General features: G+C 69.4%; 24 protein-coding genes and 3 pseudogenes. 12 read left to right on the top strand and 15 right to left on the bottom strand.

The features are described 5' to 3' along the window. Positions 1–96: 96 nt before the first annotated feature. Together C7T91_RS10005 and C7T91_RS10000 are read right to left on the bottom strand one after the other, a co-directional pair. The gene (locus C7T91_RS10005) at positions 97–801 is read right to left on the bottom strand and encodes a type 1 glutamine amidotransferase (RefSeq protein WP_236638148.1); all 705 of its coding nucleotides are present in this window, start codon (positions 799–801) and stop codon (positions 97–99) included. 16 nt (positions 802–817) lie between these two features. Beyond that, a complete protein-coding gene (locus tag C7T91_RS10000; RefSeq protein WP_269101182.1) occupies positions 818–1,387 on the bottom strand; it encodes a type I glutamate--ammonia ligase in 570 nt (189 codons plus the stop codon). Between the two features lie 8 nt (positions 1,388–1,395). Here C7T91_RS10000 and C7T91_RS09995 point away from each other — a divergent pair, with 8 nt between their 5' ends. Continuing rightward, positions 1,396–3,777, top strand: a complete 2,382-nt coding sequence (locus C7T91_RS09995) for an Ig-like domain-containing protein (protein WP_108259102.1) — start codon at positions 1,396–1,398, stop codon at positions 3,775–3,777. Beyond that, positions 3,774–4,334 (top strand): hypothetical protein, encoded by a 561-nt coding sequence (locus tag C7T91_RS09990; RefSeq protein WP_108259101.1) that lies wholly within the window; start codon positions 3,774–3,776, stop codon positions 4,332–4,334. Before C7T91_RS09995 ends, C7T91_RS09990 begins: the two co-directional genes overlap by 4 nt. Before the next feature lie 67 nt (positions 4,335–4,401). On the opposite strand, the pseudogene C7T91_RS35330 reads toward C7T91_RS09990, so the two are convergent. Then, positions 4,402–4,819 (bottom strand): annotated as a pseudogene (locus C7T91_RS35330) (transposase); the annotation flags it as partial. 304 nt (positions 4,820–5,123) lie between these two features. Here C7T91_RS35330 and C7T91_RS39330 point away from each other — a divergent pair. After that, entirely contained in the window at positions 5,124–5,342 is a 219-nt protein-coding gene (locus C7T91_RS39330; RefSeq protein WP_145962832.1) for a hypothetical protein, read from the top strand. 610 nt (positions 5,343–5,952) lie between these two features. Here the strand turns inward: C7T91_RS39330 and C7T91_RS09985 are convergent. Both C7T91_RS09985 and C7T91_RS39325 read right to left on the bottom strand, forming a co-directional pair. Beyond that, entirely contained in the window at positions 5,953–6,654 is a 702-nt protein-coding gene (locus C7T91_RS09985) for a response regulator (RefSeq protein WP_108259100.1), read from the bottom strand. Then, positions 6,651–7,058: a hypothetical protein gene (locus C7T91_RS39325; protein ID WP_407943285.1), complete on the bottom strand. Its 408-nt coding sequence runs from the start codon at positions 7,056–7,058 to the stop codon at positions 6,651–6,653. Before C7T91_RS39325 ends, C7T91_RS09985 begins: the two co-directional genes overlap by 4 nt. A 566-nt stretch (positions 7,059–7,624) precedes the next feature. Here C7T91_RS39325 and C7T91_RS31520 point away from each other — a divergent pair. Further along, positions 7,625–8,551, top strand: a complete 927-nt coding sequence (locus C7T91_RS31520) for a hypothetical protein (protein ID WP_145962831.1) — start codon at positions 7,625–7,627, stop codon at positions 8,549–8,551. A 23-nt stretch (positions 8,552–8,574) separates the two neighbouring features. Here the strand turns inward: C7T91_RS31520 and C7T91_RS09975 are convergent, their stop codons facing one another. Next, positions 8,575–9,204 carry an HAD family hydrolase gene (locus tag C7T91_RS09975; RefSeq protein WP_108259099.1) on the bottom strand — a complete coding sequence of 210 codons (630 nt, stop codon included), beginning with the start codon at positions 9,202–9,204 and terminating at the stop codon, positions 8,575–8,577. A gap of 150 nt (positions 9,205–9,354) precedes the next feature. Between C7T91_RS09975 and C7T91_RS35320 the strand changes: the two are divergent. Both C7T91_RS35320 and C7T91_RS09965 read left to right on the top strand, forming a co-directional pair. Next, positions 9,355–9,528: pseudogene (locus C7T91_RS35320) on the top strand (DUF4147 domain-containing protein); the annotation flags it as partial. A gap of 191 nt (positions 9,529–9,719) precedes the next feature. Beyond that, a complete protein-coding gene (locus tag C7T91_RS09965; protein ID WP_108259097.1) occupies positions 9,720–10,739 on the top strand; it encodes an extracellular catalytic domain type 2 short-chain-length polyhydroxyalkanoate depolymerase in 1,020 nt (339 codons plus the stop codon). 39 nt (positions 10,740–10,778) lie between these two features. Here the strand turns inward: C7T91_RS09965 and C7T91_RS09960 are convergent, their stop codons facing one another. The 3 genes and pseudogenes from C7T91_RS09960 to C7T91_RS39320 form a co-directional block, all read right to left on the bottom strand. Beyond that, positions 10,779–11,882: a TRAP transporter substrate-binding protein gene (locus C7T91_RS09960; RefSeq protein ID WP_108259096.1), complete on the bottom strand. Its 1,104-nt coding sequence runs from the start codon at positions 11,880–11,882 to the stop codon at positions 10,779–10,781. 166 nt (positions 11,883–12,048) lie between these two features. Beyond that, entirely contained in the window at positions 12,049–13,266 is a 1,218-nt protein-coding gene (locus C7T91_RS09955; protein WP_236638147.1) for a hypothetical protein, read from the bottom strand. Positions 13,267–13,418: 152 nt separating this feature from the next. Next, positions 13,419–13,514 (bottom strand): annotated as a pseudogene (locus C7T91_RS39320) (hypothetical protein); the annotation flags it as partial. A gap of 325 nt (positions 13,515–13,839) precedes the next feature. Between C7T91_RS39320 and C7T91_RS09945 the strand changes: the two are divergent. From C7T91_RS09945 to C7T91_RS33455, 6 genes are all read left to right on the top strand, one after another. Further along, positions 13,840–15,699, top strand: coding sequence for a sigma-54 interaction domain-containing protein (locus C7T91_RS09945; protein ID WP_108259093.1), 1,860 nt, complete (start codon positions 13,840–13,842; stop codon positions 15,697–15,699). A gap of 275 nt (positions 15,700–15,974) precedes the next feature. Continuing rightward, positions 15,975–17,264 carry a lytic murein transglycosylase gene (locus C7T91_RS09940; RefSeq protein ID WP_108259092.1) on the top strand — a complete coding sequence of 430 codons (1,290 nt, stop codon included), beginning with the start codon at positions 15,975–15,977 and terminating at the stop codon, positions 17,262–17,264. 164 nt (positions 17,265–17,428) lie between these two features. Further along, positions 17,429–17,719: a 50S ribosomal protein L28 gene (rpmB, locus tag C7T91_RS09935; RefSeq protein ID WP_108259091.1), complete on the top strand. Its 291-nt coding sequence runs from the start codon at positions 17,429–17,431 to the stop codon at positions 17,717–17,719. A 197-nt stretch (positions 17,720–17,916) separates the two neighbouring features. Continuing rightward, positions 17,917–18,168: a hypothetical protein gene (locus C7T91_RS33465; RefSeq protein ID WP_201742057.1), complete on the top strand. Its 252-nt coding sequence runs from the start codon at positions 17,917–17,919 to the stop codon at positions 18,166–18,168. Between the two features lie 8 nt (positions 18,169–18,176). Next, a complete protein-coding gene (locus C7T91_RS33460) occupies positions 18,177–18,371 on the top strand; it encodes a hypothetical protein (protein ID WP_236638145.1) in 195 nt (64 codons plus the stop codon). Between the two features lie 21 nt (positions 18,372–18,392). After that, positions 18,393–18,578 carry an aspartate/glutamate racemase family protein gene (locus C7T91_RS33455; RefSeq protein WP_201742055.1) on the top strand — a complete coding sequence of 62 codons (186 nt, stop codon included), beginning with the start codon at positions 18,393–18,395 and terminating at the stop codon, positions 18,576–18,578. Positions 18,579–18,624: 46 nt separating this feature from the next. Here C7T91_RS33455 and C7T91_RS32430 read toward each other — a convergent pair whose 3' ends face one another. The 6 genes from C7T91_RS32430 to C7T91_RS09900 all read right to left on the bottom strand — a co-directional run bounded on the left by C7T91_RS32430 (position 18,625) and on the right by C7T91_RS09900 (position 21,946). Then, entirely contained in the window at positions 18,625–18,789 is a 165-nt protein-coding gene (locus C7T91_RS32430; RefSeq protein WP_161555833.1) for a hypothetical protein, read from the bottom strand. Further along, complete coding sequence (locus tag C7T91_RS09925) at positions 18,786–19,709, bottom strand: allantoinase PuuE (RefSeq protein ID WP_108259090.1); 924 nt, start codon at positions 19,707–19,709, stop codon at positions 18,786–18,788. Before C7T91_RS09925 ends, C7T91_RS32430 begins: the two co-directional genes overlap by 4 nt. Positions 19,710–19,713: 4 nt before the next feature. Continuing rightward, positions 19,714–20,214, bottom strand: a complete 501-nt coding sequence (locus C7T91_RS09920) for a polysaccharide deacetylase family protein (RefSeq protein WP_108259089.1) — start codon at positions 20,212–20,214, stop codon at positions 19,714–19,716. Between the two features lie 152 nt (positions 20,215–20,366). Continuing rightward, complete coding sequence (gene tnpB, locus C7T91_RS39315) at positions 20,367–20,681, bottom strand: IS66 family insertion sequence element accessory protein TnpB (RefSeq protein WP_108259088.1); 315 nt, start codon at positions 20,679–20,681, stop codon at positions 20,367–20,369. After that, positions 20,614–20,868, bottom strand: a complete 255-nt coding sequence (locus tag C7T91_RS35310; RefSeq protein ID WP_108259087.1) for a GntR family transcriptional regulator — start codon at positions 20,866–20,868, stop codon at positions 20,614–20,616. Before C7T91_RS35310 ends, tnpB begins: the two co-directional genes overlap by 68 nt. A gap of 583 nt (positions 20,869–21,451) precedes the next feature. Then, the gene (locus C7T91_RS09900) at positions 21,452–21,946 is read right to left on the bottom strand and encodes a copper chaperone PCu(A)C (RefSeq protein WP_108259086.1); all 495 of its coding nucleotides are present in this window, start codon (positions 21,944–21,946) and stop codon (positions 21,452–21,454) included. Positions 21,947–22,019: the final 73 nt, after the last annotated feature.

The following is a 22,019-nucleotide window of genomic DNA, read 5'->3' as shown; positions in this document are numbered from 1 at the left end:
GTCGCAGGGCCGCGAGAATGTGGAAAACGGAGAACATATTAGCCTCCTCCCCTGCATCGGTACCGGCTTGGTCCGCAGGCGGCCGGGCCGGGGCGGTCATCCGGCCAGGGCCTGACGATAGAAATCGCCGATCCACTCCGCCGCGCGGGTGCTGTCGACCGGCATTTCCGCGTCCTTCTCGGCGGTCTCCACCTGTCCCGGGGCGAAGATGCCGGTGTCGCGGCGCAGATCGACGAGACCCAGAAGGCAGCCATTGGTCATCTCGGGATGGGTCTGCAGCGTCAGGATGCGCTCGCCGATCCGCATCGCGCCGACCGGGACATCCTCGCCGGTGGCGATCACCCGCGCGCCCTCGGGCAGCTCGACCACCTGGTCGCCATGCCAGGCATTCAGCGCCAGCGGTCCCAGCCCCTCGACTTCGTAGCTCTGCCGCCCGATCTTGATGCCGCCCGGATGCTTGGCGACCTTGCCGCCGAAGGCCTGGGCGATGATCTGGTGGCCGAAGCAGATGCCCACGAGCGGTTTCCCGGCCGCGCGGATCTCGCGCAGGAAGGCCTCGAGCTTCGGGATGAAGGCGTGGTCCTCATAGGCGCCCAGCGGCGAGCCGGTCACCAGCCAGCCGTCGCAGTCGTCGGGGCTGCCGGGGAACTCGCCGTCGACCACGGCCCAGACCGGCATCTCGAAGCCCTGCGGCCCGAGGAAGTTGCGGAACCACTCGGTATAGGTGCCGTGGGCGGTCTCGATGCTCTCGGCCACATGGCCGCATTTGAGGATCCCGATGCGCGGGAGGGGGGCAGTCATGGAAGGTCTCCGGAATTCAGACGGCGTCCATCAGGGCCATCACCGTGCCGGCCGCCGAGAGCTTGGCCAGCTGGTGCTGTTCCTGACGTTTCACCGCCGACATAGTCTCGATCAGCTCGGCAGGGAAGATCCGGGCCATGCGCGGCGAGCCGGAAAACCGCTCGATCGCGCCGTCCCAGTCCATCGGGAATTGCAGCACCCGCTGGCCATAGGCCGATCCGATCACCGGCTCGGGCGGGGCGAGCCCGTCCTCGATCCCGGCAATGCCGCCGCCCAGGATCGCCGCCATCACCAGATAGGGATTGGTGTCGGCCCCGGCGGCGCGGTGCTCGATCCGCCGCTCGGCCGGATCGCCCGCCGGGATGCGGATCGCGCAGGAGCGGTTCTCGTAGCCCCAGCTGGCCGAGGTCGGCGCCAGGCTGTCGGGGGCGAAGCGGGCATAGCTGCCCTCATGCGGCGCGAAGAGGAGCGTCGCGCCCGGCAGGCAGGACAGGCCGCCCGCCACCGCCTGGCGCATGATCGCGGAACCCGCCTGCAGCCCGTTGTCGAAGACATTGCCCTGCGGCCCGTCCGCCCAGTAGGAGATGTGCAGNGGTGGCGGGCGCGGCCTTCTCCGGGCCCGAGGACCAGGCGCAGGTGCTGGGGCTCGCCGCCTTCGACGCGGGCTTCGACGATCCCGACGGCCAGGCGCTGGCCGAGATCCGCATCGCCTCGCTGCCGAGCTTCGGCGCGCTCACGCTGGATGGCGCGGCCGTCGCGGCAAACCAGGTGATCACCCGCAGCCAGCTCGATTCCGGGCTGCTGGTCTACACGCCGCAGGCGGATTTCGACGGCGAGGATGCCTTCCTGTTCTTCGCCTCCGACGGGATCAGCTATTCCGGCCAGGCCACGGCGACGATCGACCTGACGCCGGTCAACGATGCGCCGGGGATGGCGGCGCTCAACGACACCACGGTGACCGAGGGGACCGCGGTGCGCCCGGTGATCGTGCTCGCCGATCCCGACAGCGACCTCTACAGCTATGCGGTGGACTGGGGCGACGGCTCGCCGGCGGCGAGCTACAGCTCGTTCTCGAAGACGCCCTCCCTGCCGACGCATGCCTATGCCGCCGAAGGCCGCTACACCGTCACGGTGACGGTGAACGACAATGCCGGCCAGCCGAACTCGGTCGAGACCGGCAGCTACGAGGTGACCGTCGAAAACGCGGCGCCGGTGCCGCGGCGCGACAACCTGGCGGTCTCCGAGGACGGCACCGCGGCCGGCGATCTTTTCGCCAATAACGGCTACGGCGCGGACAGCGATCCGGGCGGCGACGCTTTCGCGGTGACGGCGGTGAACGGTGTCGCGGCGAATGTCGGCCAGGAGATCGCGATCGGCGACGGGCTGAGGATCACGGTGCAGTCCGACGGCTCGATCGCCATGGATGCCGCCGGGGCCTATGAGGGGCTGGCCGACTGGCAGAGCGCGACCGAGAGCTTCACCTACACGGTGACCGACAGCGACGGCGGCAGCGCCTCGGTGACCTCCTATGTCCGCATCGACGGGCAGAACGACCGGCCGGAGCCGCAGGATGACCTCCTGGAGGTCCAAGCGGACAGCCAGGCCAGCGGCAATGTCATCGCGGGCGTGCCGGATGCCGGCGGGGCCGACACCGATCCCGATGACGGCAATACGCTTTCGGTGGTTTCGGTCGAGGGCCAGACGGTGAATGCGGCGACCGGCTCGCTGATCACGCTGGCTTCGGGCGCCACGGTCTTCATGACTGCCGACGGCACCTTCACCTACGACACCAACGGCGCCTTCGCCGGCGATGGCAGCGACAGCTTCGGCTACGTCGTTTCCGACGGGCGCGGCGGCACGGCAGGCGCGACGGTCAGCGTCACGGTGGGCGGGAGCAATGCCGCGCCGGTGGCAGAGGATGACGCGGCCACGACCGCAGCTTCGGCGCTGCTGTCGGGCAATCTCTTCCTCGACAACGGCGCGGGGCCGGACAGCGATCCCGATGGTGACCCGATCTCGGTGACCCGCGTCGAGGGCCTGGCCGCCAATGTCGGGCAATGGGTGGCGCTCGCCTCCGGCGCGCGGGTCCGGGTGCAAGCGAACGGCGACTACGAATTCGACCCGGACGGCGCCTTCGAGGCGCTGCCCGGCGGCGGCAGCCGGGACGTTGCCTTCGGCTACCGGATCGAGGACGGGCAGGGCGGCTTCGACGAAGCGGTGGCGACCGTCACCGTGACCGGCGAGAACGGCGCGCCTGCGGCCCGGCGCAACGACTATTCGGGCAACGAGGATGCCGCCATCTCGGGCAACGTGATCGCCGACGATACCGGCAACGGCCGCGACAGCGATCCCGATGATGGCGACATCCTGCAGGTGGCGCGGGTCAACGGCTCGGCCGCGGCGGTGGGCAGCACGATCCAGCTGGCCTCGGGCGCCTCTCTGACCGTCAATGCCGACGGCACCTTCTCGTATGATCCGACCGATGGCTGGAACGCGCTGCGCCTCGGCACCGCCCGCACCGACAGCTTCACCTACCGGATCGAAGACGGCGGCGGGCTGGGCGCGACCGCGACGGTCTATCTCCAGATCGCGGGGCGCAACGATGCGCCCGAGGCGCGCGACGATGCGTTCGGCGTGACCGAGACCGGCAGCGTCTCGGGCTCGGTGCTGGTCGACAACGGCAGCGGCGCGGACAGCGACCCGGACGTGATCGGCGGGGCGGACACGCTGGCGGTCGTGGCGGTGGACTCGATGCGGCGCGGAACGCCGCGGCGGCGCCGGGCCCCGTTCCCGTTCCGGGACCGCTGCCAGCCGATCTGCCGCCGGCGGCGCCGGACGGTCCGGAAAACGGCTGGAGCGACAGCCTCCGCCACAGCGTCGAGAATTCGAGCCGGACCCTGCTCCAGGAGAGCATCGACCAGCTTCTGGCCGAGCTGGGCGCCTTCAATGCCGGGCTTGCGGACGAGAACCGCGTGATCCGGGTGACCGGCGGCCTCGTCGTGCCGCTTTTCGTGGTCGTCCTGTCGCTGCTCGGCGGCTCGATCAGCATGACGCGCAAGCTGCCCGAAATCCAGAAGCGTGCCGCCCCGGCCTACGAGATGGAATACCGGCAGCACCTCGGACGGGACGGCAAGAACGAGGAGGGCTGGCTCCGCCCGATCACCCCGGTCGAGGGGCGCGACATGCTGATCTTCCAGATCCTGCAGGTGATCACCGCGCCGCTGCTGGCCATTGTCGCCTATTCCTCGATCGAGCCGGAATCTGTCACGGCGGCGGTCCTGATCGGTTTCGGCTCCGGCTTCGCCTCGGAGCCGCTGCTGCTCTACCTGCGCGAGAAGATCGACGCGGTGATCCAGAAGCGGGCGAAGGAAGCCAAGATTCCGAAGAAGTTTGCCGATGCGGCGCCGGACCCGGCTGCCGCGGCCGAGACCGGGCAGGATACGGAGGCCAAGCCCGCGGAGCAGGCGTCCGGGGCCCCGGACCCGGAGGCGCCAAAGCCGCAGACGCCGGAGAAGACATCCGGCAACGCCTGAGCCCGGCCGGGCACGGTGCCGGCGTATGGCAGCCGAGCCCGATGGGCGACGGCGCATCCGCTGGCAAGTCGCCCGTTGCGATGCCGATCTTCTCATCCTGCGGGGGCTGGTCGGGGAACTCGGGACGGGCGGGGCTGTCGCCGTCGCGGCTGGAGGCGACTTCCACCGCCCGGATGTCGCCGGTGGCCGTGTCCACCGCCAGATGGGCTTTGCGTTGCTGGTGTCGGCGGCGGGGGCCATGCGTCCTGGACAGCCTCGCCGCCGCCCGAGAACTTGATGCCGGTGCTGTCCGCCGCCCGAGAGGGGACCAGAAGGCCCAGGAGGGGCCCCGGGCCCGACGGCACGAAAGCGCGACGGTGATCGTTCGACAGGCTTGCGCGACGCCGCTCGCGCCACGGTTCCGTCTCGCTTCGGCGCCGGCCGAGCGTGGAAAAGCCGGGGACCGGCCAGCCCAGCCCTGCCATCTCGGGCATGCCGGAGACCATGTCGCCTCGCCAAGGTCACTCGGATCCGTGGCGTTCCCATGGCTCGATCTGCCTGAGTGGCAGGCCGAACAGGACCTTCATCATCAGGCAGACTTGAAGGGCATTCGTCGGGAAAGGCTCCGCCCGTCCGGCGCTCAGGGGCTCCGCCCGTTCCCTCCTCGAACTGTCTGCCGGGACGGTTCGCCTCCTGCGAAGGACCGGAGCGCCCCCCGCCGGAGGATTTGCCGCTTGCGCGGATCGGACCGGACGCCCCCGGACCGTCTGAGGATCCTCCTCAGTCGGAGAACGCAGGCGGACGCCCGGCTTGCCGACCTTCGGCGCGAGCCAGGTCATGTCCTTGTCCGGCCAGACCGGCAGCGAGGCGCACCACTTCAACGTGTTCGCCGTCGCCAGCGGCGCTCGGACCGGTGGCGCTTGCCGCTGGCAACTGCTCGAACCAATGGCGCATCAATGGCTCACTGCAGGATTTCCGGTTGGCCGTGCGGTAGCGGGCGGGGGCTGGCTTGCTCATGGCAGGCTCTGAACCTACCGGAGTCACGCCGTGAATCCCGGAAGCCGACGAGTTCTGCAACAATACCTCGGGAATCCCGCAAGCCGATCAGTTCTGCAACAACGCCCCATGAAGGCGAAGATGGACCGTCTCGGGTTCACATCGTCCTTCAGCCGACCGCGGGTGAGCAATGACAATGCCTTCTGCGAGGCGCTGTTCCAGACCTGCAAGTACCGCCACGCGGCTTCGCCAGCATCGGGGACGCGTGCGTCCGGGGCCAGACCTGCGTCTCCCGGTGCAACCGCGGGCGTCGCCACGGCATGATCCGCTTGGTAACGCCCGAACAGCGCCATCGCGGCGAGGAATGGGGTCCTCCGGAGATGCGCCGCCAAGTCTGCGAGCTGGCGTGCTCGGCGCGGCCCGAGTGCTGGTCAGACGGCACGCGCTGCCGGACGCCGATCGGGTCCGTCTGGCTCGAACCGGTACGGCCCCATGGCCGGAACGGGAGAGTGCGCAGCCTGAAAGCAGTCACCGGTGACAACAACCTTGAAAGCCACTGCGGCCCGGTGCAGCGCTTGCTGGCGGCGGACGCCCATGCCGGGCGTTCCGGCGCCGCGGCACGGAGCTGCGGAGGGGGCCGCCCTCAGCGGGGGTCGTAGATGTAGCCGACGCCGCGCACGGTGCGGATCACCTCGGGCTTCGAGGGATTCGCCTCGATTTTCTTGCGCAGCCGCGAGATGCGGATGTCGATCGAGCGGTCGAACGGATCCCAGGACCGGTCATGTGCGCCCTCGAGGATCTGGTCGCGGTTCAGCACCCGCCCGCGGTTGCGCGCGAAGAGCTTCAGCAGGTCGAATTCCATCGAGGTCAGCGGCATCTCGGCCCCGTCCTCGCCGATCAGCTTGGCGGCGTCGAGGTCCAGCCAGGCCTTGCCGAAGCGGAACCGGGTGCGCTCGGGGGCTTCGCCCTCCGCGGCCGGCGCGATCCGGCGGCGCAGCACCGCCTTGATCCGCGAGGCCAGTTCCCGCAGGTCGACCGGCTTCGACAGGTAGTCGTCGGCGCCCATTTCCAGGCCGACCACCTTGTCGACGGTCTCGCCCGCGGCGGTCAGCATGATCACCATCGGCGCCTCGGGGCCCTGCAGGCTGCGCAGCACCGACAGCCCGTCCTCGCCCGGCATGTTGATGTCGAGCAGGATCAGGTCGGGCCTCCCGGCGGCCAGCGCGTCGCGCAGGCTGGGGGCGTCGCAGGCCATCGTGGTGCGGAAGCCGCGCTTGCCCAGGTATTCGGCCAGCATCTCGCGCAGGTCCGGTTCGTCGTCGCAGATCAGCACATGGTCGCTCATGTCGCCTGTCCCCCCTTCTCCAGCATGGCGCGGGCGAGCCGCCGCAGCTCCGCGGGCGCGACCGGTTTCTCGAGGCAGGGCCGTCCCGCGCCGTCGAGGAAGCCGCGCGCCTGCGGGCTCATCGTGTCGCCGGTGACGAAGCCCAGCTTCCGCGCCATTTCCGCCAGCGCCAGCTGCGGCAGCAGCGCGCCCGCCTCGCGCACCGGCACCAGCGCGCCGGTCAGGTAGCCCGGCACGCCCGAGGCCGAGAACAGCCAGGCCAGCACCAGTTTCGGGTCGATCAGCCCGTCGGCGATCTTGGTCGCCGAGAGGCTGAGGAATTCGGTGCCGAAGCGGCGCGCCGCTTTCGGGTCCTTGCCGGGATCGCGGTCCGCGGTCAGTCGGTACAGGGTCTGGCTGAGCATGTCTTTGCCTTGCTTGGTCCTGCCGCGGAGCTAGCGCGGCAGCGGCGGCTGTCCCGTGCGGCGCAGTGTCCGCGGCCGCCGCCGCGATGGATTGTTCAAAATTTATGCAATCCGCGGATTGCATCCGCGACGCAGGGGAAGGCGCGGGCGCCGTCGGCGGGGACGGGGCTTGATGCAGGCGGACAGTGCGGCAATGCTGGAGTCCGGAACTTCCGTTGCGGGGACATGGCCCATGACCGAGACGAAGCATGCAAGGCGGACGGACCGCTCCTGCGGCGCCGGGGCGCGGACGGGGCTGTGCCTCGCGGCGGCCCTCGGTCTCGCGGCGCTGCTCAGCCCGGCCTGGGCGGCTCGCAGTGGCGATGGCGGGCTGAGGCTGGGCGGCGCGGCGCGCCCGCCCGGAAACGGGCCGTCCGCCGGCATCGCCGCTCCCATTGCAGTCCCCGGAAGGCAAGCCAATCAGCGCGTTCCTGGCCGCCCCCACGACGGCAGCATCGCTTGCCGGGATCCAGGTTGTTCCGGTCCTGTTCGGCCTCGGCCTCGGCGCCCGGCAGGACATCATGGCCATGACGGGATATCTTGTCATCCTGTCGGCACTGTGGCTGTCGAGGGCGGCACGCGTGGCGCGGCAGCTGGACGCGGACCGCATCCTGATCAGCGATGACGGGTTCAACGCCGCGGGCTTTCTCCGGACGCGCATGCGCCGCTGGCAGCGGGCCGGTGCGCTGGGGGTCGGCCTAGTCGTCACCGCCGGGTTCGTCTTCTTCTACTACATCAGCTGGATGGTGCAGGAACCGGCGATCTGCGCGGACCATGCCGTGCCGCGGGACCGCTGCAATGCGGCCATGCTGGACCATGCGCAGTCGAGGACGCCGTTCATCCTGGTCTCCGCCTGTTTCGCCTTCGTGACGGGGCACAGGCTGGGCACGCTGGCGGCCTCCTCCACGCTGGCGGTCCGGCTGTCGAAGCCCGATATCGGGCTTCGCGTCGTTCCCGGACATCCCGGCGGGGCGGGCGGCTTCCGGCAGCTGGGCGACATGGTGGGGATGAACGGTGGCCTGGCCCTGCGCGTGGCTTCTGATCCTGCATTTTTCGTTCCTGCCGCGGCGCTGGCACGGGCCGTTCCTCGCCCAGCTGGCCGTCGCAAGCCTGTTCCAGGCAGTCAATTTCCTGATGCCCTTCCTCCGCTTCACGCGGTGCTTCCGCACGGCACGGGACGGGGAAGTTGCGGCGGCCGAGGCGGAACACGCGGCGCGCCCGGCCGAGGCGCTGACGGACCAGCACAGCTACGAGCGGCTGGAGGCCGCCCGGGCGCGGCCGGACTTTCCCGTCGGGACGTTGATCGGCAGCCTGTTTTCCTTCGCCATGATCGTGCCGTTCCTGAATCTCGCGGTGGCGCGGGCCATGCCGCTCATCGAGACCGATCCGGACTCCAGCCGCATGGTCCCCGGCTCGGCTGGATCGCCGAACAGATCGCCGCCGCGATGTCCTGAACGGCCCGGGCCGGGCAGACAGATCAGGCAGCGGCGATCAGCGCTTCGAGCTCCGCCATCGAGCCCAGCTTGCGCGCGCCTTCAGGGGCCTCGATGTCGGTATGGGGCACCACCAGCACCTGCATGCCCGCGGCCAGCCCGGCACGGGCGCCGGTTCCGGAATCTTCCAGAACCACCGCATCTTCCGGCGCCACGCCGAGGAGATGCGCGGCGCGCAGGTAGATCTCGGGGTCGGGCTTGCCCTTGAGCACGTCGTTGCGGCTGACCGTGACCATGCCGGGCGAGATCAGGCCCATATGGCCCAGATTGGCCTCGACGATGATCCGGTCGGAATTCGACGCCACCGCCTGTTTCAGCCCGGCCGCCTCCGCCGCCTTCCACGCCTCGAGCGCGCCCGGCATCGGCTTCAGCATCTCCACGCCCTGCATGTAATGGCCGTATTTGATGCGGATCCACTCGCCGAAGGGCAGCGACAGGCCGGATTCGGCGCAGAGCCAGTCATAGACCGCATCTGCCGCCATCCCCAGCACCTTGTCGTGCAGCTGCGGGTCCGGCTCGATCCCCAGCGATCTCAGCGCTTCGGACAGCACGTGTTCATGCAGGGGCTCGCTGTCGATCAGCGTGCCGTCCATGTCCCAGAGAAGCGCCTTCATGGCCGAAAACTCCCGATACTATTCACTCTGCCTAGCAAACACGGGGACGCCGCGGAAGGGAATGCGGCCATTGATGCGCGTCGGTTTGCCGGTGGACGCCGCGGATGGCGGCGCTAACATCCGCCGGACCCAGAGCAAGGACCCCTGACGATGACCGATGCCGCCGCCGACCGTGCCTTCCTGACCCGCCTGTTCGAGGCCGCCGTGGCCGCTGCCGACCCGGTGCAGGTCCTGCCGCGCCACCTGCCGCCGAAGCCCGCCGGAAAGACGGTGGTGATCGGCGCGGGCAAGGGCGCGGCGCAGCTCCCTGCCGCCGCTCGAAGGGCTGGGCGCGCCTGCGCCCGCTCCGGCTCCGGCTCCGGCCACGGATCTGTCTCAGCCGCCGAGCTTCAACTGACCGGGATCCGCGCCGGGCCCGGCCCCGGCGCGGAAACCTGCTGCACCGCGGAAAACCGCCATTCGCCGGGGCGCGCGGCTGTGGCATCGTCGGGCAACAGCCAGACAAGGTGATTCCCATGCGTGCCATCCTCCTGCCCGCCGCACTCTGTGCCCTGCCCGCGCTTGCCGATCCGCTGCCGCAGCTCAATCTGGTCCAGCGCGAGGTGACGGTCTCGGGGCTGTCCAGCGGCGCCGCGATGGCGGTGCAGCTCCAGACCGCGTTTTCCAGCCACGTCACCGGCGCGGGCATCGTCGCCGGCGCGCCCTTCGGCTGTGCCGAGGGCAATGTCTTCGCCGCGCTCAGCGCCTGCATGCAGCAGGGCGTGATGGCCGTCGTCTTCGAGGACACCACCGAGCGGCTGGCCGGGGTCGTCGAAAAGGTCGCCGACGGAATCGACCCGATCGAGGGGCTGGCCGATGACCGGATCTACCTGTTCCACGGCACGGCGGACGACACCGTCTCGGCCCGGGCGATGGACCTGCTGCAGGAAAGCTACGGGGTCTACGGCGTGCCGGCCGGGAACATCGAGGACGAGGACACGTTCGAGGCGCCGCATGCCTTCCTGACCGAAGAGACCGGCGACTGCCTCGCCGAGACCCCGAGCTTCATCAATGCCTGCGGCGTCGACATGGCAGGGGACATCCTCGGCCAGCTCGGGCTGCTCGGCCAACCCGAAGCCGACGCGGTCCCCGGGCACCTGATCGAATTCGAACAGGACCTCTATGCCGACGATGCACCCGGCATGGGCGACATGGCGCTGGCCTACATTCCCGCCGCCTGCACGGCGGGCGAGGAGTGCCGACTGCACATTGCGCTGCATGGCTGCCGGCAGGGGCTCTCGGGCGAGAACGGCGACGCCTTCGCCACCCGCACCGGCTACAACGGCTGGGCCGAGGCCAACAACATCGTGGTGCTCTACCCGCAGGCGGAGCCGACGGCGACCGGCAACAACCCGAAGGGCTGCTGGGACTGGTGGGGCTATTCGGTGAATGTCTTCCCGATGGGCCAGAGCCTGGCCTATCTGGAGAAGGACGCGCCGCAGATGGCGGCGATCGCCGCGATGGCCGCGGCGCTCGGGGCGCCGCTGACCGACTGACGGCGGGGTCCGGGCGGTTCCGCCGCCCGGACCGGAAGATCAGAGCGCGCCTTCGCGCTGCTTGACCATCATGAAGGTGTCGAAGGTGTATTCCGCCACCTGCTGCCACAGATAGGTCTCGCCGCGGAACGCCATCTGGCTGTCGAAGATCTTCTTCCAGGCCGGGTTCGAGGCGTTCAGCTCGTCATAAAGCTCGTTCGCTGCGGCGAAGCAGGCCTGCATCACGTCCTGCGGGAAGGGCCGCAGCTGGGTGCCGTTCTGCGCGAGCGTCTTGATCGCGGTCGGGTTCTTGTAGTCGTACTCTGCCAGCATCTCGATGGTGGCCGCCTTGCCCGCGGTCTGCAGCAGGCTCTTGTAGGCGTCCGGCAGCTCGGCCCATTTCTCGTTGTTGACGAAGAGGTTGAGGATCAGGTTCCCCTCCCACCAGCCGGGATAGTAGTAATAGGGCGCGACCTTGTAGAAGCCGAGCTTCTCGTCGTCATAGGGGCCGATCCACTCAGCCGCGTCGATCGTGCCGCGCTCGAGCGAGGGGTAGATGTCGCCGCCGGCGATCTGCTGCGGCACGGCGCCGAGCTTCTCGATCACGCGGCCGGCCAGGCCGCCGATGCGCATCTTGAGGCCGGAGAGATCGGCGACCGAGTTGATTTCCTTGCGGAACCAGCCGCCCATCTGCGCACCGGTATTGCCCGCGGGGATGTAGTGCAGGCCCTCCGAATTGTAGAACTCGTTCACGAGGTCCATGCCGCCGCCATACATCAGCCAGGCATGCATGCCGCGCGCGTTCAGGCCGAAGGGAATGGTCGCGCCGAGCGCATAGGCCGGGTTCTTGCCGACATAGTAGTACGGCGCGGTGTGGCACATCTCGACGGTGCCCGAGGACACGGCATCGGCGGCCTGCAGGCCGGGAACGATCTCGCCCGCGGCATAGACCTGGATGGTGAAATTGCCGTCGGTGGCCTCGCTCACGTATTTCGCGACATCCTCGGCCCCGCCATAGATCGTGTCGAGCGACTTGGGGAAGGACGAGGTGCAGCGCCACTGGATCTTCGGCATCGACTGCGCGATGGCGGGGCTCGCCAGGGCGGCGCCGGCTGCCCCGACGGTGCCAAGGGCCGAGCCCTTGATGAAGTTGCGGCGATCCATGTTAGTCTCCCTTAACATTGGCGGAGGGACGACTCCCCAGCCCCTCCCGCGCGCGACTTTGGCCCCATTCCAAGGACTTGGCAACGGATGCCGCAGGGTTTTGCGCGCTGCGCGCTCCACGTTTCCGTTAACCTTGCGGCAGACCACCGGTACACGGAACACCTGCTCAGATCCGCGGCACCGAGAGCAGCGCGAGGCCGAGCCAGGTATAGAGGACCATCAGCACCGCCAGCGGCAGCCCGGCGCGCATCGCCCTGCGTCCGGTGCCGAAACAGCGCAGCGCCGCCCCATGCGCCGTCAGCACCGCGACCGCGTGGCCGGCCGTGATCGCCGCGACCTGCGCGCTCCAGATCAGATGGACCCCGGCGGCGGTGTTGAACAGCGACTGGCTCGGGAAATAGCTTGCGGTGCCGAACAGGTCCCAGCCGCGGCCCAGCGGGTCCGAGGCGGTCTTCCACAGGTATTGCAGGTCCATGACGATCCGCGCCGCGAAATGCGACAGCAGATAGGCGGCATAGATCGGCAGCAGCGACGAGGCCGCCCGGCCCGCAAAGGCGGCCATAGGCACGGCCTGCCCCGCAAGCCGCCGTCCCAGGGCCAGCGCGCCGAGAAAGGCACCAGCCAGGATCAGCACAGCGGCGGCAAGGCCGAGCGTGTTCGGCAGCATCACTGCCGAGCGGCCCGGAAATTCCAGCGGGTTGATCCCGATTGCCGCCAGCCAGCGGAAGGTCGAGGCGACGCCGTCGAACGTGCCCGCCGCCAGCAGGAGCAGGATGAAGGCAACCTCGCCCGGCCGAAGCGGCGGCCGTCCGAGCGCCCGGGCGCCCGGCAGGCAGAGCCGCAGCTGTCCCCTGCGGAGACAGAACGGCGAGAGCGCCGAGAGCAGGCGGAAGAGCACCGAAAGGGGCTCGGCCCGGCGCATCCAGTCCCCGGTGCCGAACAGCGCCATGCCCGCGCCGTTGACGAGCAGATAGCCCGCCAGATGCCGGGCAAGGCGCTCGGGATCGGTGGCATGGAGCGAAATCAGGTCGATCCAGACGAGATAGCCGAGCTGCAGGACCGCGATGGAATGGCCGAGCGTGCCCGGCAGGCGGAACGGCGGCGCATGTCCGAGCCGCAGGATCCGCAGAAGCCCGCTCCAGGGGTTCAGCCAGGGCCAGGGATCGCAGAAGACGGCTGCTGCCGGGGTCATCAGGATCCAGCCGAGCAGCCAGACCGAGAGCGGCAGCGGGTTGGCCAGCGGATCGTCCGGCCCGGCCAGCCCGGCGAAGAGCAGGGCAGCCGTGACCGCGCAGGACAGCAGCGAAACTGCATCGGCTGTCCGCCGGGACCGCGCATCTGCGGGCGGCGGCGGCCCGAAGAGCCGGTCCGGCAGGCAGGCCATCGCAAGGAAGGTCGCCGCCTCCCGGCCGTGCTGCGCACGCCGCCCTCGGCGGGCAGCGGCCGGGTGCGGGCCTCGCCGCCGGTGCTGCTGCCCGAGATCTCCACCAGCGGGTTGCGTTCCGCCTGGTCGCGCAGGAAGTCGTCGAGTTCGCCCGCGCCGAGCTGCAGCAGCCGGATCGACTGGATCACCTGCGTGGTGATCGCCGTCGTCTGGCGGGCAAACGTACCGATATCGTGACGAAGATGCATGGCGTCCTCCCCCTGGCAACGGCGTTGCGCTGCCGAAATCTAAATGTGCTTACATTCGGCCAGCCTCCCAACCAGCCGAAGATCCCTCTCGACGGAGCGGGCTGCCCAAAGCTGCCCTCCGCTTCCCTGTCAGACGCTGCAATCCGGTGGGATGAGCGTCTTTCCCGGATGTTTTGTCGGGATTCCTAACGCAATGCAAGAGAAAATGGCAAAAAAATGCCCTTCTGAAGAACACAACGGCGCGTTTTGTGTGTCCGCAGTGAACACAAACCGGTTGTCATGCCCAATTCCTGCTTGTAGCTTCCCGGCGACGGGAGAGGAACGAATGACTAAAAAAGATAAGACAATTGGGATTCAGGGGATCGCGATCCTGGATCACGAGGGCGACATGCTGGCCGGGCTCGGCGTTGCCGAGGATCCGCGCGTGGAGGAGATGATCAGCGACACCGATTGGCTGGAGGAATCGGTGGCGCAGCGGATCCGGCCGCTGCTGCTGAACGACCGGAAGCTGCTGTCGCTGACCACGCGGGTGGAGGGCGGCTACTGCACGCTGATGTCCGACAGCCCCAGCGACATCGTGCTGAGCTTCTTCCTCAACGTTCCCTTCGCCTATGACATCGTCAACCACATGCTAACCGATCCCTATGACGCGATGGCAGTGGTCGATGCCGACGAGAAGGTCGCCTTCATCTCGCCGATCCACGAGAAATCGCTGGGCGTGCAGAAGGGCGAGGGCATCGGCAAGCCAGTGCGCGACGTGATCAAGCACACCCGCCTGCACCAGGTGGTGCGGACGGGCGTCGCCGAGGTCGGCCAGATCTTCCACACCAAATCGGGCGACCGCGTCGTGTCGCGCCATCCGATCCGCCACGAGGGCGAGGTGGTCGGCGCGATCGGCCGGGTGATGTTCAAGGGCCCGCAGCAGCTCGAGGCGATGACCAAGCGGATCCGCGACCTGGAAACCGAGATCGCCACCTACAAGCAGGAAACCCGCCAGAAGGTGCAGGGCGAGGAATTCCTCGACATGATCATCGGCCAGAGCCTGGCCATCCAGTCGGTGCGCGAGCAGATCCGCAAGATCGCGCCCCTCGACATCCCCGTGCTGATCCAGGGCGACAGCGGCACCGGCAAGGAGCTGGTGGCGCAGGCCCTGCACATGCTCAGCGCGCGCCAGAGCGGCCGGCTGGTGACGATCAACGCCGCCGCCCTCCCCGAGTCGCTGGTCGAAAGCGAGCTCTTCGGCTACGAGGCCGGATCGTTCACCGGTGCCGACCGCAAGGGCCGGGTCGGCAAGTTCGAACAGGCCGACAAGGGCACGATCTTCCTCGACGAGATCGGCGACATGGCGCTGGAAACCCAGACGAAACTCCTGCGCGTGCTGCAGGACAGGATGGTCGAGCGGGTCGGCGGCGACAAGCCGAAACATGTCGATTTCCGGCTCTGCTCGGCCACCAACCGCGACCTGGAGACCTTCGTCGAGGAAGGCCGGTTCCGGCTCGACCTGTTCTACCGGATCAGCCCGGTGGTGATCTCGCTGCCGAGCCTCGAGGACCGGCTGGAGGACATTCCGCTCCTGATCAACCATTTCGCGCAGGAGCTGGCGCGCCAGTACAGCCGCCCCGTCCCGGAAATCTCGCACGACGTGCATGCCTATCTGATGGAGCAGGACTGGCCCGGCAACATCCGCCAGCTGCGCCACGTGATGGAGCGCGCCTTCGTCTTCTCCGAACAGGGCCGCATGACGGTGGAGGATTTCCGCTCGCAGGAGAAGCAGGCCAAGCCCGGCCGCGCCGCGCCCGCCCCGGCCTCCGCCGCGGCCGCCCAGGCTCGCTCGGGCCGTCGTCAGCGGCCGGGTCGCTATGGCCGGGCGTCCTGTCTTGGGCAGGCCAGGTCACAGGGCGGGCCCCGGGGCCGCGTTGCGCGTCTGCCCGGGGGACGTCCATGTCCGGACGGACAGGGCGGGCGGCGCGGAACTGGCCCGAAGGGAGGGCGGCGGGGTGTCCGTTCCGGCAGCGGCCAAAATCTCCGCCGGAACGGACACGCTCCGGTCTTCGAACGCCCCTCGGCCCATCTCCCCGCCAAGCGGGAGCGGCCCGGACATCTCCGCAGCGCTGCCTTGGGAAGGGACAGGCCGTGCGGCGCCCGGGGCCGGGCGAAAGGGATTCATGAAATAACTTCGTCATGAAAGCGGGAAATCCGCTTCGGCTGCTGCCCGCCCCGGGGCTGCCCTTCCGGGCCGCCGCCGGGGCGAGCCGCGACTGTCCGGACTTGGTGCCATGGCCGCAGTTAAGACAAAGTTTCCACGGCAAAAATAGTTTGCCGCGATCCGCCGTCCTGCCGGGCCGGTGGCCGCGGAGGCTATGAGCGGGCCGCATTTTGAGGTAGTCTCGGCGGGGAAAAACAAGACCGAAACACAGAAAAGCACCACGGGCAGAGCAGTCCCAGAGCAGGAGCAAGACCATGGCAACCAAGATCATGGCGTTCGCCTATGCAGGCATAGTCTCGATTTTTCCGGTGTTCTCCGCCGCCCATGCCGCCGAGGGACCTTCGGTCACCCGCGCCATGAGCGCGTCGCCGCGTCCGCTGGCGCGGCCCGGCGATGCCGCGGTGCCGGTCGTGCCGGCCGTGGCCAATACCGGATTCGCCCGCTGGATCAGCGGTTTCCGCAGCCGCGCGCTGGCACAGGGCATCTCGGCGCGGACCTTTGACCGCGCCTTCCTCGGCGTCGAATACGATACTGACGTGATCTCGCGCGACCGCAACCAGGCGGAATTCGCCCGCACGCTGTGGGATTATCTCGACAGCGCCGTCTCCGAGACCCGGATCCGCAACGGCCGGGCCGCGCTGGCGCAATACGGGCCGGTGCTCGACCGGATCGAGGCGAAATACGGCGTCGACAAGGAGGTCGTCGCCGCGGTCTGGGGGCTGGAAAGCGCCTATGGCAGCTATCGCGGCTCGACGCCGATTGTCCCGGCGCTGGCGACGCTGGCCTATGACGGCCGCCGCGGCGCCTTCTTCGAGGAGCAGCTGGTCGCCGCGCTGAAGATCCTGCAGGCTGGCGACACCGACCCGCGCCACATGACCGGCAGCTGGGCGGGGGCGATGGGCCATACCCAGTTCATGCCGACCTCCTTCCTGGAATACGCGGTGGATTTCACCGGCGACGGGCGGCGCGACATCTGGTCGGAGGACCCCAGCGACGCGCTGGCCTCGACCGCTGCCTACCTGGCGCGGTTCGGCTGGGTCCGGGGCCAGCCCTGGGGCGTCGAGGTGCAGCTGCCGCAGGGATTCGACTATGTCCATTCCGGCCATGGCACCAAGCGGCCGGTCTCCGACTGGACGCGGATGGGCGTGCGCGGCACGGACGGCCGCCCGGTCGCCGATCACGGCAAGGCAGCGATTCTGGTGCCAGCGGGCGCGAACGGCCCGGCCTTCATGGTGTTCCGCAACTTCAACGTCATCGAGCGCTACAATGCGGCCGATTCCTACGTGATCGGCGTCGGCCATCTGAGCGACCGGCTGAAGGGCAAGGGCGGATTCGTCCGCGACTGGCCGCGCGGCGACCGGGCGCTGCTCTCGGCCGAGAAAAAGGAGCTGCAGAGCAGGCTGACCGCGGCGGGCTATTCCACCCAGGGCGTCGACGGGCGCATCGGGCCGAACACCATCGACGCGATCCGGGCCTACCAGATGGCGCGCGGGCTGGTTCCGGACGGCTATCCCAGCGCGGCTCTGCTCGAGCACCTGCGCTGACGCAGGGGCGGGCACGGAGTTTCCGCCTTTGTGCTTGACCTTCGCCGGGACTCCCCATATGACACCGCAACTCAGGCGGCGCGGACATTTCCGCGCTCCTTTACGTTATGAACCCAATGCCATGCCTCTTGTTGTATGGCTGACACCAGACGAGGATTACCCCCATGTCGCGCCGTTGCGAACTGACCGGTAAGGGCCCGATGGTTGGCAACAATGTCAGCCACGCCAACAACAAGACCAAGCGTCGCTTCCTGCCGAACCTGAACGACGTCACCCTGATCTCGGACGTGCTGGGCCGCTCGTTCAAGCTGCGGATCTCCGCATCCGCGCTGCGCTCGGTCGACCACCGCGGCGGTCTGGACGCGTTCCTGGCGAAAGCCAAGGACACGGACCTGTCCGACAACGCGCTGAAGATCAAGAAGGACATCGCCAAGGCACAGGCCGCCACGGCCTGATCCGGCGGACGGCCCGGGCAACCGGGCGAAAAGCTGACAAGTTTGACGCGCGACAGGGCCCTGTCGCGCGTTTTCCGTTTCCGGGGCTGCGTTCCGCCGGGATGCCGGCGCGCATGGCTTGCCAATCGCTGCCGGCTGCACAGTCTGCGCGGCATGCCGGGACAGAGGTGTCCGGAGGGAGCGGCATCCCCGGCGGCATGTCTGCCGGATCGGCCCAGACCTGCTTCCGCGAGCTGTGCGATCTTGTGCGGGCACGGCTCGGCGGGCTGCATTCTCCCGAACTGCTGATCCGCTCGCTGGATTTCGCCCGGATCGAACCGCTTCAGGGGCGGGGCGGCTGGGCGGCAACCGGGGCGGTGCCGAACCGCGAAGCAAGGGCGCTGGAACGCGGCGGCGCCGAGCTGATCGGCTTGGCGGCAACACGATGCACAAGCTGGCAGGCCCGATGATGGCGTGCGTGGGCATTCCGCTGCTGCATGTTGCCGACGCGACGGCGCAGGCGATCTCGGCAGCGGGGCTGCAGCGGCCCGGGCTGATGGCCACCGCCTTCTCGATGGAGCAGGATTTCCATGCCGGGCGGCTGGCTGCGGCCGGGCTGGAGCCTCTCGTGCCGGAGGCGGCCGAGCGGGCGGAGAACCACCGGATCATCTAAGGGGCACTCTGCAGGGATGTGGTGGCGCCCGGCAGCGAAGCGGCCTTCCGCGCCATTGCCGGGCGGCTGGCAGAGGATGGCGCCGATTGCCTGATCCTCGGCTGCACCGAGATCGGCATGGTGCTGCATCAGGGCAATGTCGCGCTGCCGGCCTTCGACACGACCCTGATCCATTGCGCGGCGGCATTGGCCGCGGCGCTGGCCTGACGGCCGGCATGGCCGGGCAGGGGCATCCCCGCCCCGCAGGGGCGGCTCAGGCCGGGGCCGCCTCCGCCGCCGCGCAGAGCCAGCCCTGCGCCTTGTGCTCGGCAAAGGACAGCTCGACCTCGGCATGCATCCGGCGGCTGACGCCGATCAGCGTGTCCGCCGCCGCGTCGATCGCGGCCAGCGCGCGGCGGCGGGCCTCGTCCGGGCTCATGCCGGATGATGCGCCATCCAGTGGCGCGCAATGTCGATCCGGCGCGCGAACCAGACCCCCGGAAAGGATTTCGCGTAGGCGATGAAGTCATGCAGCGCCTGGGCCCGCGCGGGCTGGCCGACCACCCGCATGTGCAGCCCGACATTCATCATCCTGGGCTGCGTCGCGCCCTCTTCGTAGAGCTGGTCGAAGGTGTAGCGCAGATGCTCGGCAAAGCTTTCCGGCGATCCGAAGGCGCCGTTGCCGAAACCGCCGTCATTGTTGACCAGCGAGTAGGGCACGACCAGATGCGGCTTGCCGTGCACCTCGGTCCAGTAGGGCAGATCGTCGTTATAGGCGTCGGAATCGTAGAGGAACCCGCCCTCCTCCGCGACCAGTTCGCGGGTATGCACGCTGGGCCGGGCGCGGCAGTACCAGCCGAGCGGGCGCGCGCCGGTGGTCTCGGTCAGCGACGCCACCGCCAGGCGGATGTGCTCGCGCTCCTCCTCGCGGCTGAGCAGCGCCACGTCCTCCCAGCGCCAGCCATGGCACATCATGTCATGGCCGCGTTCGCCGATCAGCCGCGCCGCCTTGCGGTTGCGCTCCAGCGCCACGGCGCAGGCATAGAAGGTCGCCTTGACGTCGAGCTCGTCGAAGATATCCATCAGCCGCCAGAACCCGGCGCGCGCGCCGTATTCGTACATCGACTCCATCGCCAGGTCGCGCCGGCCCGCGGGCCAGTGGGTATAGGGCACTTCCGACAGGGCGCGCTCGGGCTCGGGATCGCCGTCGCCGACCGCGGGCTCCGAGCCCTCCTCGTAATTCACGACGAGCGAGATCGCGATGCGCGCACCGCCGGGCCAGGTGACGTCGGGCGGCGTGCCGCCATAGCCCCTCAGGTCGCGGGGCGGTCCGGCGATGGCGGTTGCGGGGCTGTCCATGGGCTCACTCCGTCTCGGCCCGGGCCGCGGCCGGATGGCGCGCGGTCCAGTGATTGGCGATGTCGATGCGGCGGGCGAACCACACATCGGGGAAGGATTTCGCGTAGCGGATGAAATTGGCCAGCGCGCGGGTGCGGCCGGGATGGCCCGACAGCCGCAGGTGCAGCGCGACCGGCATCATCCGGGGCCGCGCGGCGCCTTCCTTGTAGAGCCGGTCGAAAGCGGCCTTCAGGTGCAGCTCGAAGTCCCGCGGCGATCCCGTCATGCCGGTCTCGAATTTCAGGTCGCTGTTGGCGAGCGTCCCGGGGACGACCAGATGCGGGCGGCCCCCCGCCTCGGTCCAGACCGGCAGGTCGTCATTGTAGCTGTCGGCGTCATAGGCGAAGCCGCCCTCCTCGGCGAGCAGCTCGCGGGTGTGCAGGCTTGCGCCGTAGCGGCTGGACCAGCCGAGCGGCCGCGCGCCGGTCGTCTCCGCGATCGAGGCGATGGCGCGGCGCAGCCGCATGGCCCGGGATGCCCCGCTGCCAGCGCCGAAACCGCAGCGGGAGCCATTCCGCCGCGGCGGGCCGCCGCGCCTCGAGCGCCTTCATCCGGCGCCAGTCCAGCCGGCGAAGAGCGTCTCGAACTGCGCCCGGTTCAGCGGCATTGCCCTGTCGGTCACGGGAGGCCAGGCGACGCCGGACTCCTCCAGGCGCTTGCAAGCCATGACCGGACCATTCGCCGTTGTCGCCCGGAATTGCCCATCGCGGCGCCATCGGTCCGGGCCCGATGGGCGGCGGCGCGACATGGCCCATCGTCGCGGAACAGCAGCTTGGGCCTGTCGGCCCGTTTCGAACGGAAGACGAAGACGGCTCCGGCGAACGGGTCTTCCTCCGGCACCGGCTGCACCAGCGCGGACAGGCCGTCATGGCCCTTGCGGAGCTCGACGGGCTTGGTGGCCACGCGGAACCGCACCCGGCCGGACGGGATCATGCCGGCGCCCGCACCACGGCGGCGCTCCGCTCGGCCGAGGCTCCGGGCTCGAGATCACGCCCTCGCGCTCCAGCCGCGAGAGCGCCGATCGCAGCGGCGTGCGAGACACGCCGGTCTGCTCGGCGAGCTGGCGTTCGCTGAGCACGTCCTCGGGCGCGAACCGCGTTTCGAGGATCGCCTGCTTGATCTCGCGCCGGCCTGCGGCGCCGGAGCGGCGCCCGACAGGACGGCCGCCTTCAGCGTCTCCACCGCGCGGGCCAGATCGGCGGGGTCCATGCCCTCTTCGGGGCAGTGGCTGCCATCCCAGTTGCGCACGAAGATCATCGCCGACTCCCAGCCTGCCGCGGCGAAGGCCGCTGCGTCAATCTGGGATCCGCAGGGCATGATGCTCTGACATCCCCATGACATCGCGGCGGGCGCCTGGCGGCGCCCGCGCGGGGATGCGCCGGGGCGCAGGCGATCCGAAAGGCGGCCCTCAGGGGCCGCCTTCCGCGTTGCCGGGACAGGCCTGCGTTTGGGGCCTGCGTTTGGGGCTTGCGGGGGCAGGGCCAGCCGGTAGAGTGAAGGCCAAGACGATGGCCCCCTTCGCCGCACCGGAGGACGCCGCGCGTCCCCTGCATCTTGTCTTTGCCGAAGACCTGTCTTCCTTCGTCGCCACCCTGGCACCCGAGCCCGCCGCCTGGGCCGCCGCCGCGGGCTTCAAGGCCGCGCCGGGCGAGCTTTTGCTGCTGCCGGGCGGCGAGGGCGGAACACGCGCCGCCGCGGGGGCGTCAGTTGCCGCTGCCGGTCATCGGGCCATGGCCGCCCGGCATGCCGTGCTGCATCTGGCCCGGGCCGCGCTGCAGGTCGACGGGGATCTCGACTGCGATCTCGCCCGCCTTCTCGAAGGTCAGCGTCAGCGGAACCATCGCGCCGTCCTCGAAAGGCCGGGTGAGTCCCATGAACATCACGTGGTCGCCGCCGCGCGCCAGCGCGTGGCGGCCATGGGCCGGGATCTCGAAGCCCTCTTCGACCTCGGTCATCCGCATCACGCCGTTGGCGTCCTGGAGATGGGTGTGCAGCTCGACCCGTTCGGCGGCGGGCGAGGCGGCCGAGACCAGCCGGTCGGGCGCGGAGCCGGCATTCTCGATGACCATGAAGGCGGCGCCCGAGGCCGACATGGGCGTCGAGGCGCGGGCATAGGCGTCATGGACGGAAATCTCTCCGGCCGATGCGGCGGCGGACAGGACGGACAGTCCTGCGGACAGGATGAAGGTGCGGAACATGGATGTCTCCTCCTCGGAATGCGTTGAAGCGGGTCAGAAGGAGAGGAGTGGGGGCCCCCTTGCCGGAAGGGCG

The sequence above is a fragment of the Mangrovicoccus ximenensis genome (assembly GCF_003056725.1).
Classification (GTDB): Bacteria; Pseudomonadota; Alphaproteobacteria; order Rhodobacterales; family Rhodobacteraceae; genus Mangrovicoccus; species Mangrovicoccus ximenensis.
Note: the sequence above shows the minus strand (reverse complement) of the source record. Positions and strands in the feature narration are given on the sequence as shown.

Excerpts from the sequence above, each read along its gene's own strand:
- C7T91_RS09920 (WP_108259089.1), bottom strand. The coding sequence starts at position 20,214 with ATGCGGCTGCGCCGCGCCATCGCCTCGATCGCGGAGACGACCGGCGCG.
- tnpB (WP_108259088.1), bottom strand. The coding sequence starts at position 20,681 with ATGATCCCGTCCGGCCGGGTGCGGTTCCGCGTGGCCACCAAGCCCGTC.
- C7T91_RS09955 (WP_236638147.1), bottom strand. The coding sequence starts at position 13,266 with ATGGCCTGCCTGCCGGACCGGCTCTTCGGGCCGCCGCCGCCCGCAGAT.
- C7T91_RS32430 (WP_161555833.1), bottom strand. The coding sequence starts at position 18,789 with ATGAGCCCGGACGAGGCCCGCCGCCGCGCGCTGGCCGCGATCGACGCG.
- C7T91_RS09940 (WP_108259092.1), top strand. The coding sequence starts at position 15,975 with ATGGCAACCAAGATCATGGCGTTCGCCTATGCAGGCATAGTCTCGATT.
- C7T91_RS09960 (WP_108259096.1), bottom strand. The coding sequence starts at position 11,882 with ATGGATCGCCGCAACTTCATCAAGGGCTCGGCCCTTGGCACCGTCGGG.
- C7T91_RS10005 (WP_236638148.1), bottom strand. The coding sequence starts at position 801 with ATGACTGCCCCCCTCCCGCGCATCGGGATCCTCAAATGCGGCCATGTG.
- rpmB (WP_108259091.1), top strand. The coding sequence starts at position 17,429 with ATGTCGCGCCGTTGCGAACTGACCGGTAAGGGCCCGATGGTTGGCAAC.
- C7T91_RS09975 (WP_108259099.1), bottom strand. The coding sequence starts at position 9,204 with ATGAAGGCGCTTCTCTGGGACATGGACGGCACGCTGATCGACAGCGAG.
- C7T91_RS09965 (WP_108259097.1), top strand. The coding sequence starts at position 9,720 with ATGCGTGCCATCCTCCTGCCCGCCGCACTCTGTGCCCTGCCCGCGCTT.
- C7T91_RS09985 (WP_108259100.1), bottom strand. The coding sequence starts at position 6,654 with ATGAGCGACCATGTGCTGATCTGCGACGACGAACCGGACCTGCGCGAG.
- C7T91_RS09925 (WP_108259090.1), bottom strand. The coding sequence starts at position 19,709 with ATGGACAGCCCCGCAACCGCCATCGCCGGACCGCCCCGCGACCTGAGG.
- C7T91_RS33465 (WP_201742057.1), top strand. The coding sequence starts at position 17,917 with ATGTCTGCCGGATCGGCCCAGACCTGCTTCCGCGAGCTGTGCGATCTT.
- C7T91_RS09900 (WP_108259086.1), bottom strand. The coding sequence starts at position 21,946 with ATGTTCCGCACCTTCATCCTGTCCGCAGGACTGTCCGTCCTGTCCGCC.
- C7T91_RS39325 (WP_407943285.1), bottom strand. The coding sequence starts at position 7,058 with ATGCTCAGCCAGACCCTGTACCGACTGACCGCGGACCGCGATCCCGGC.
- C7T91_RS31520 (WP_145962831.1), top strand. The coding sequence starts at position 7,625 with ATGACGGGATATCTTGTCATCCTGTCGGCACTGTGGCTGTCGAGGGCG.
- C7T91_RS09945 (WP_108259093.1), top strand. The coding sequence starts at position 13,840 with ATGACTAAAAAAGATAAGACAATTGGGATTCAGGGGATCGCGATCCTG.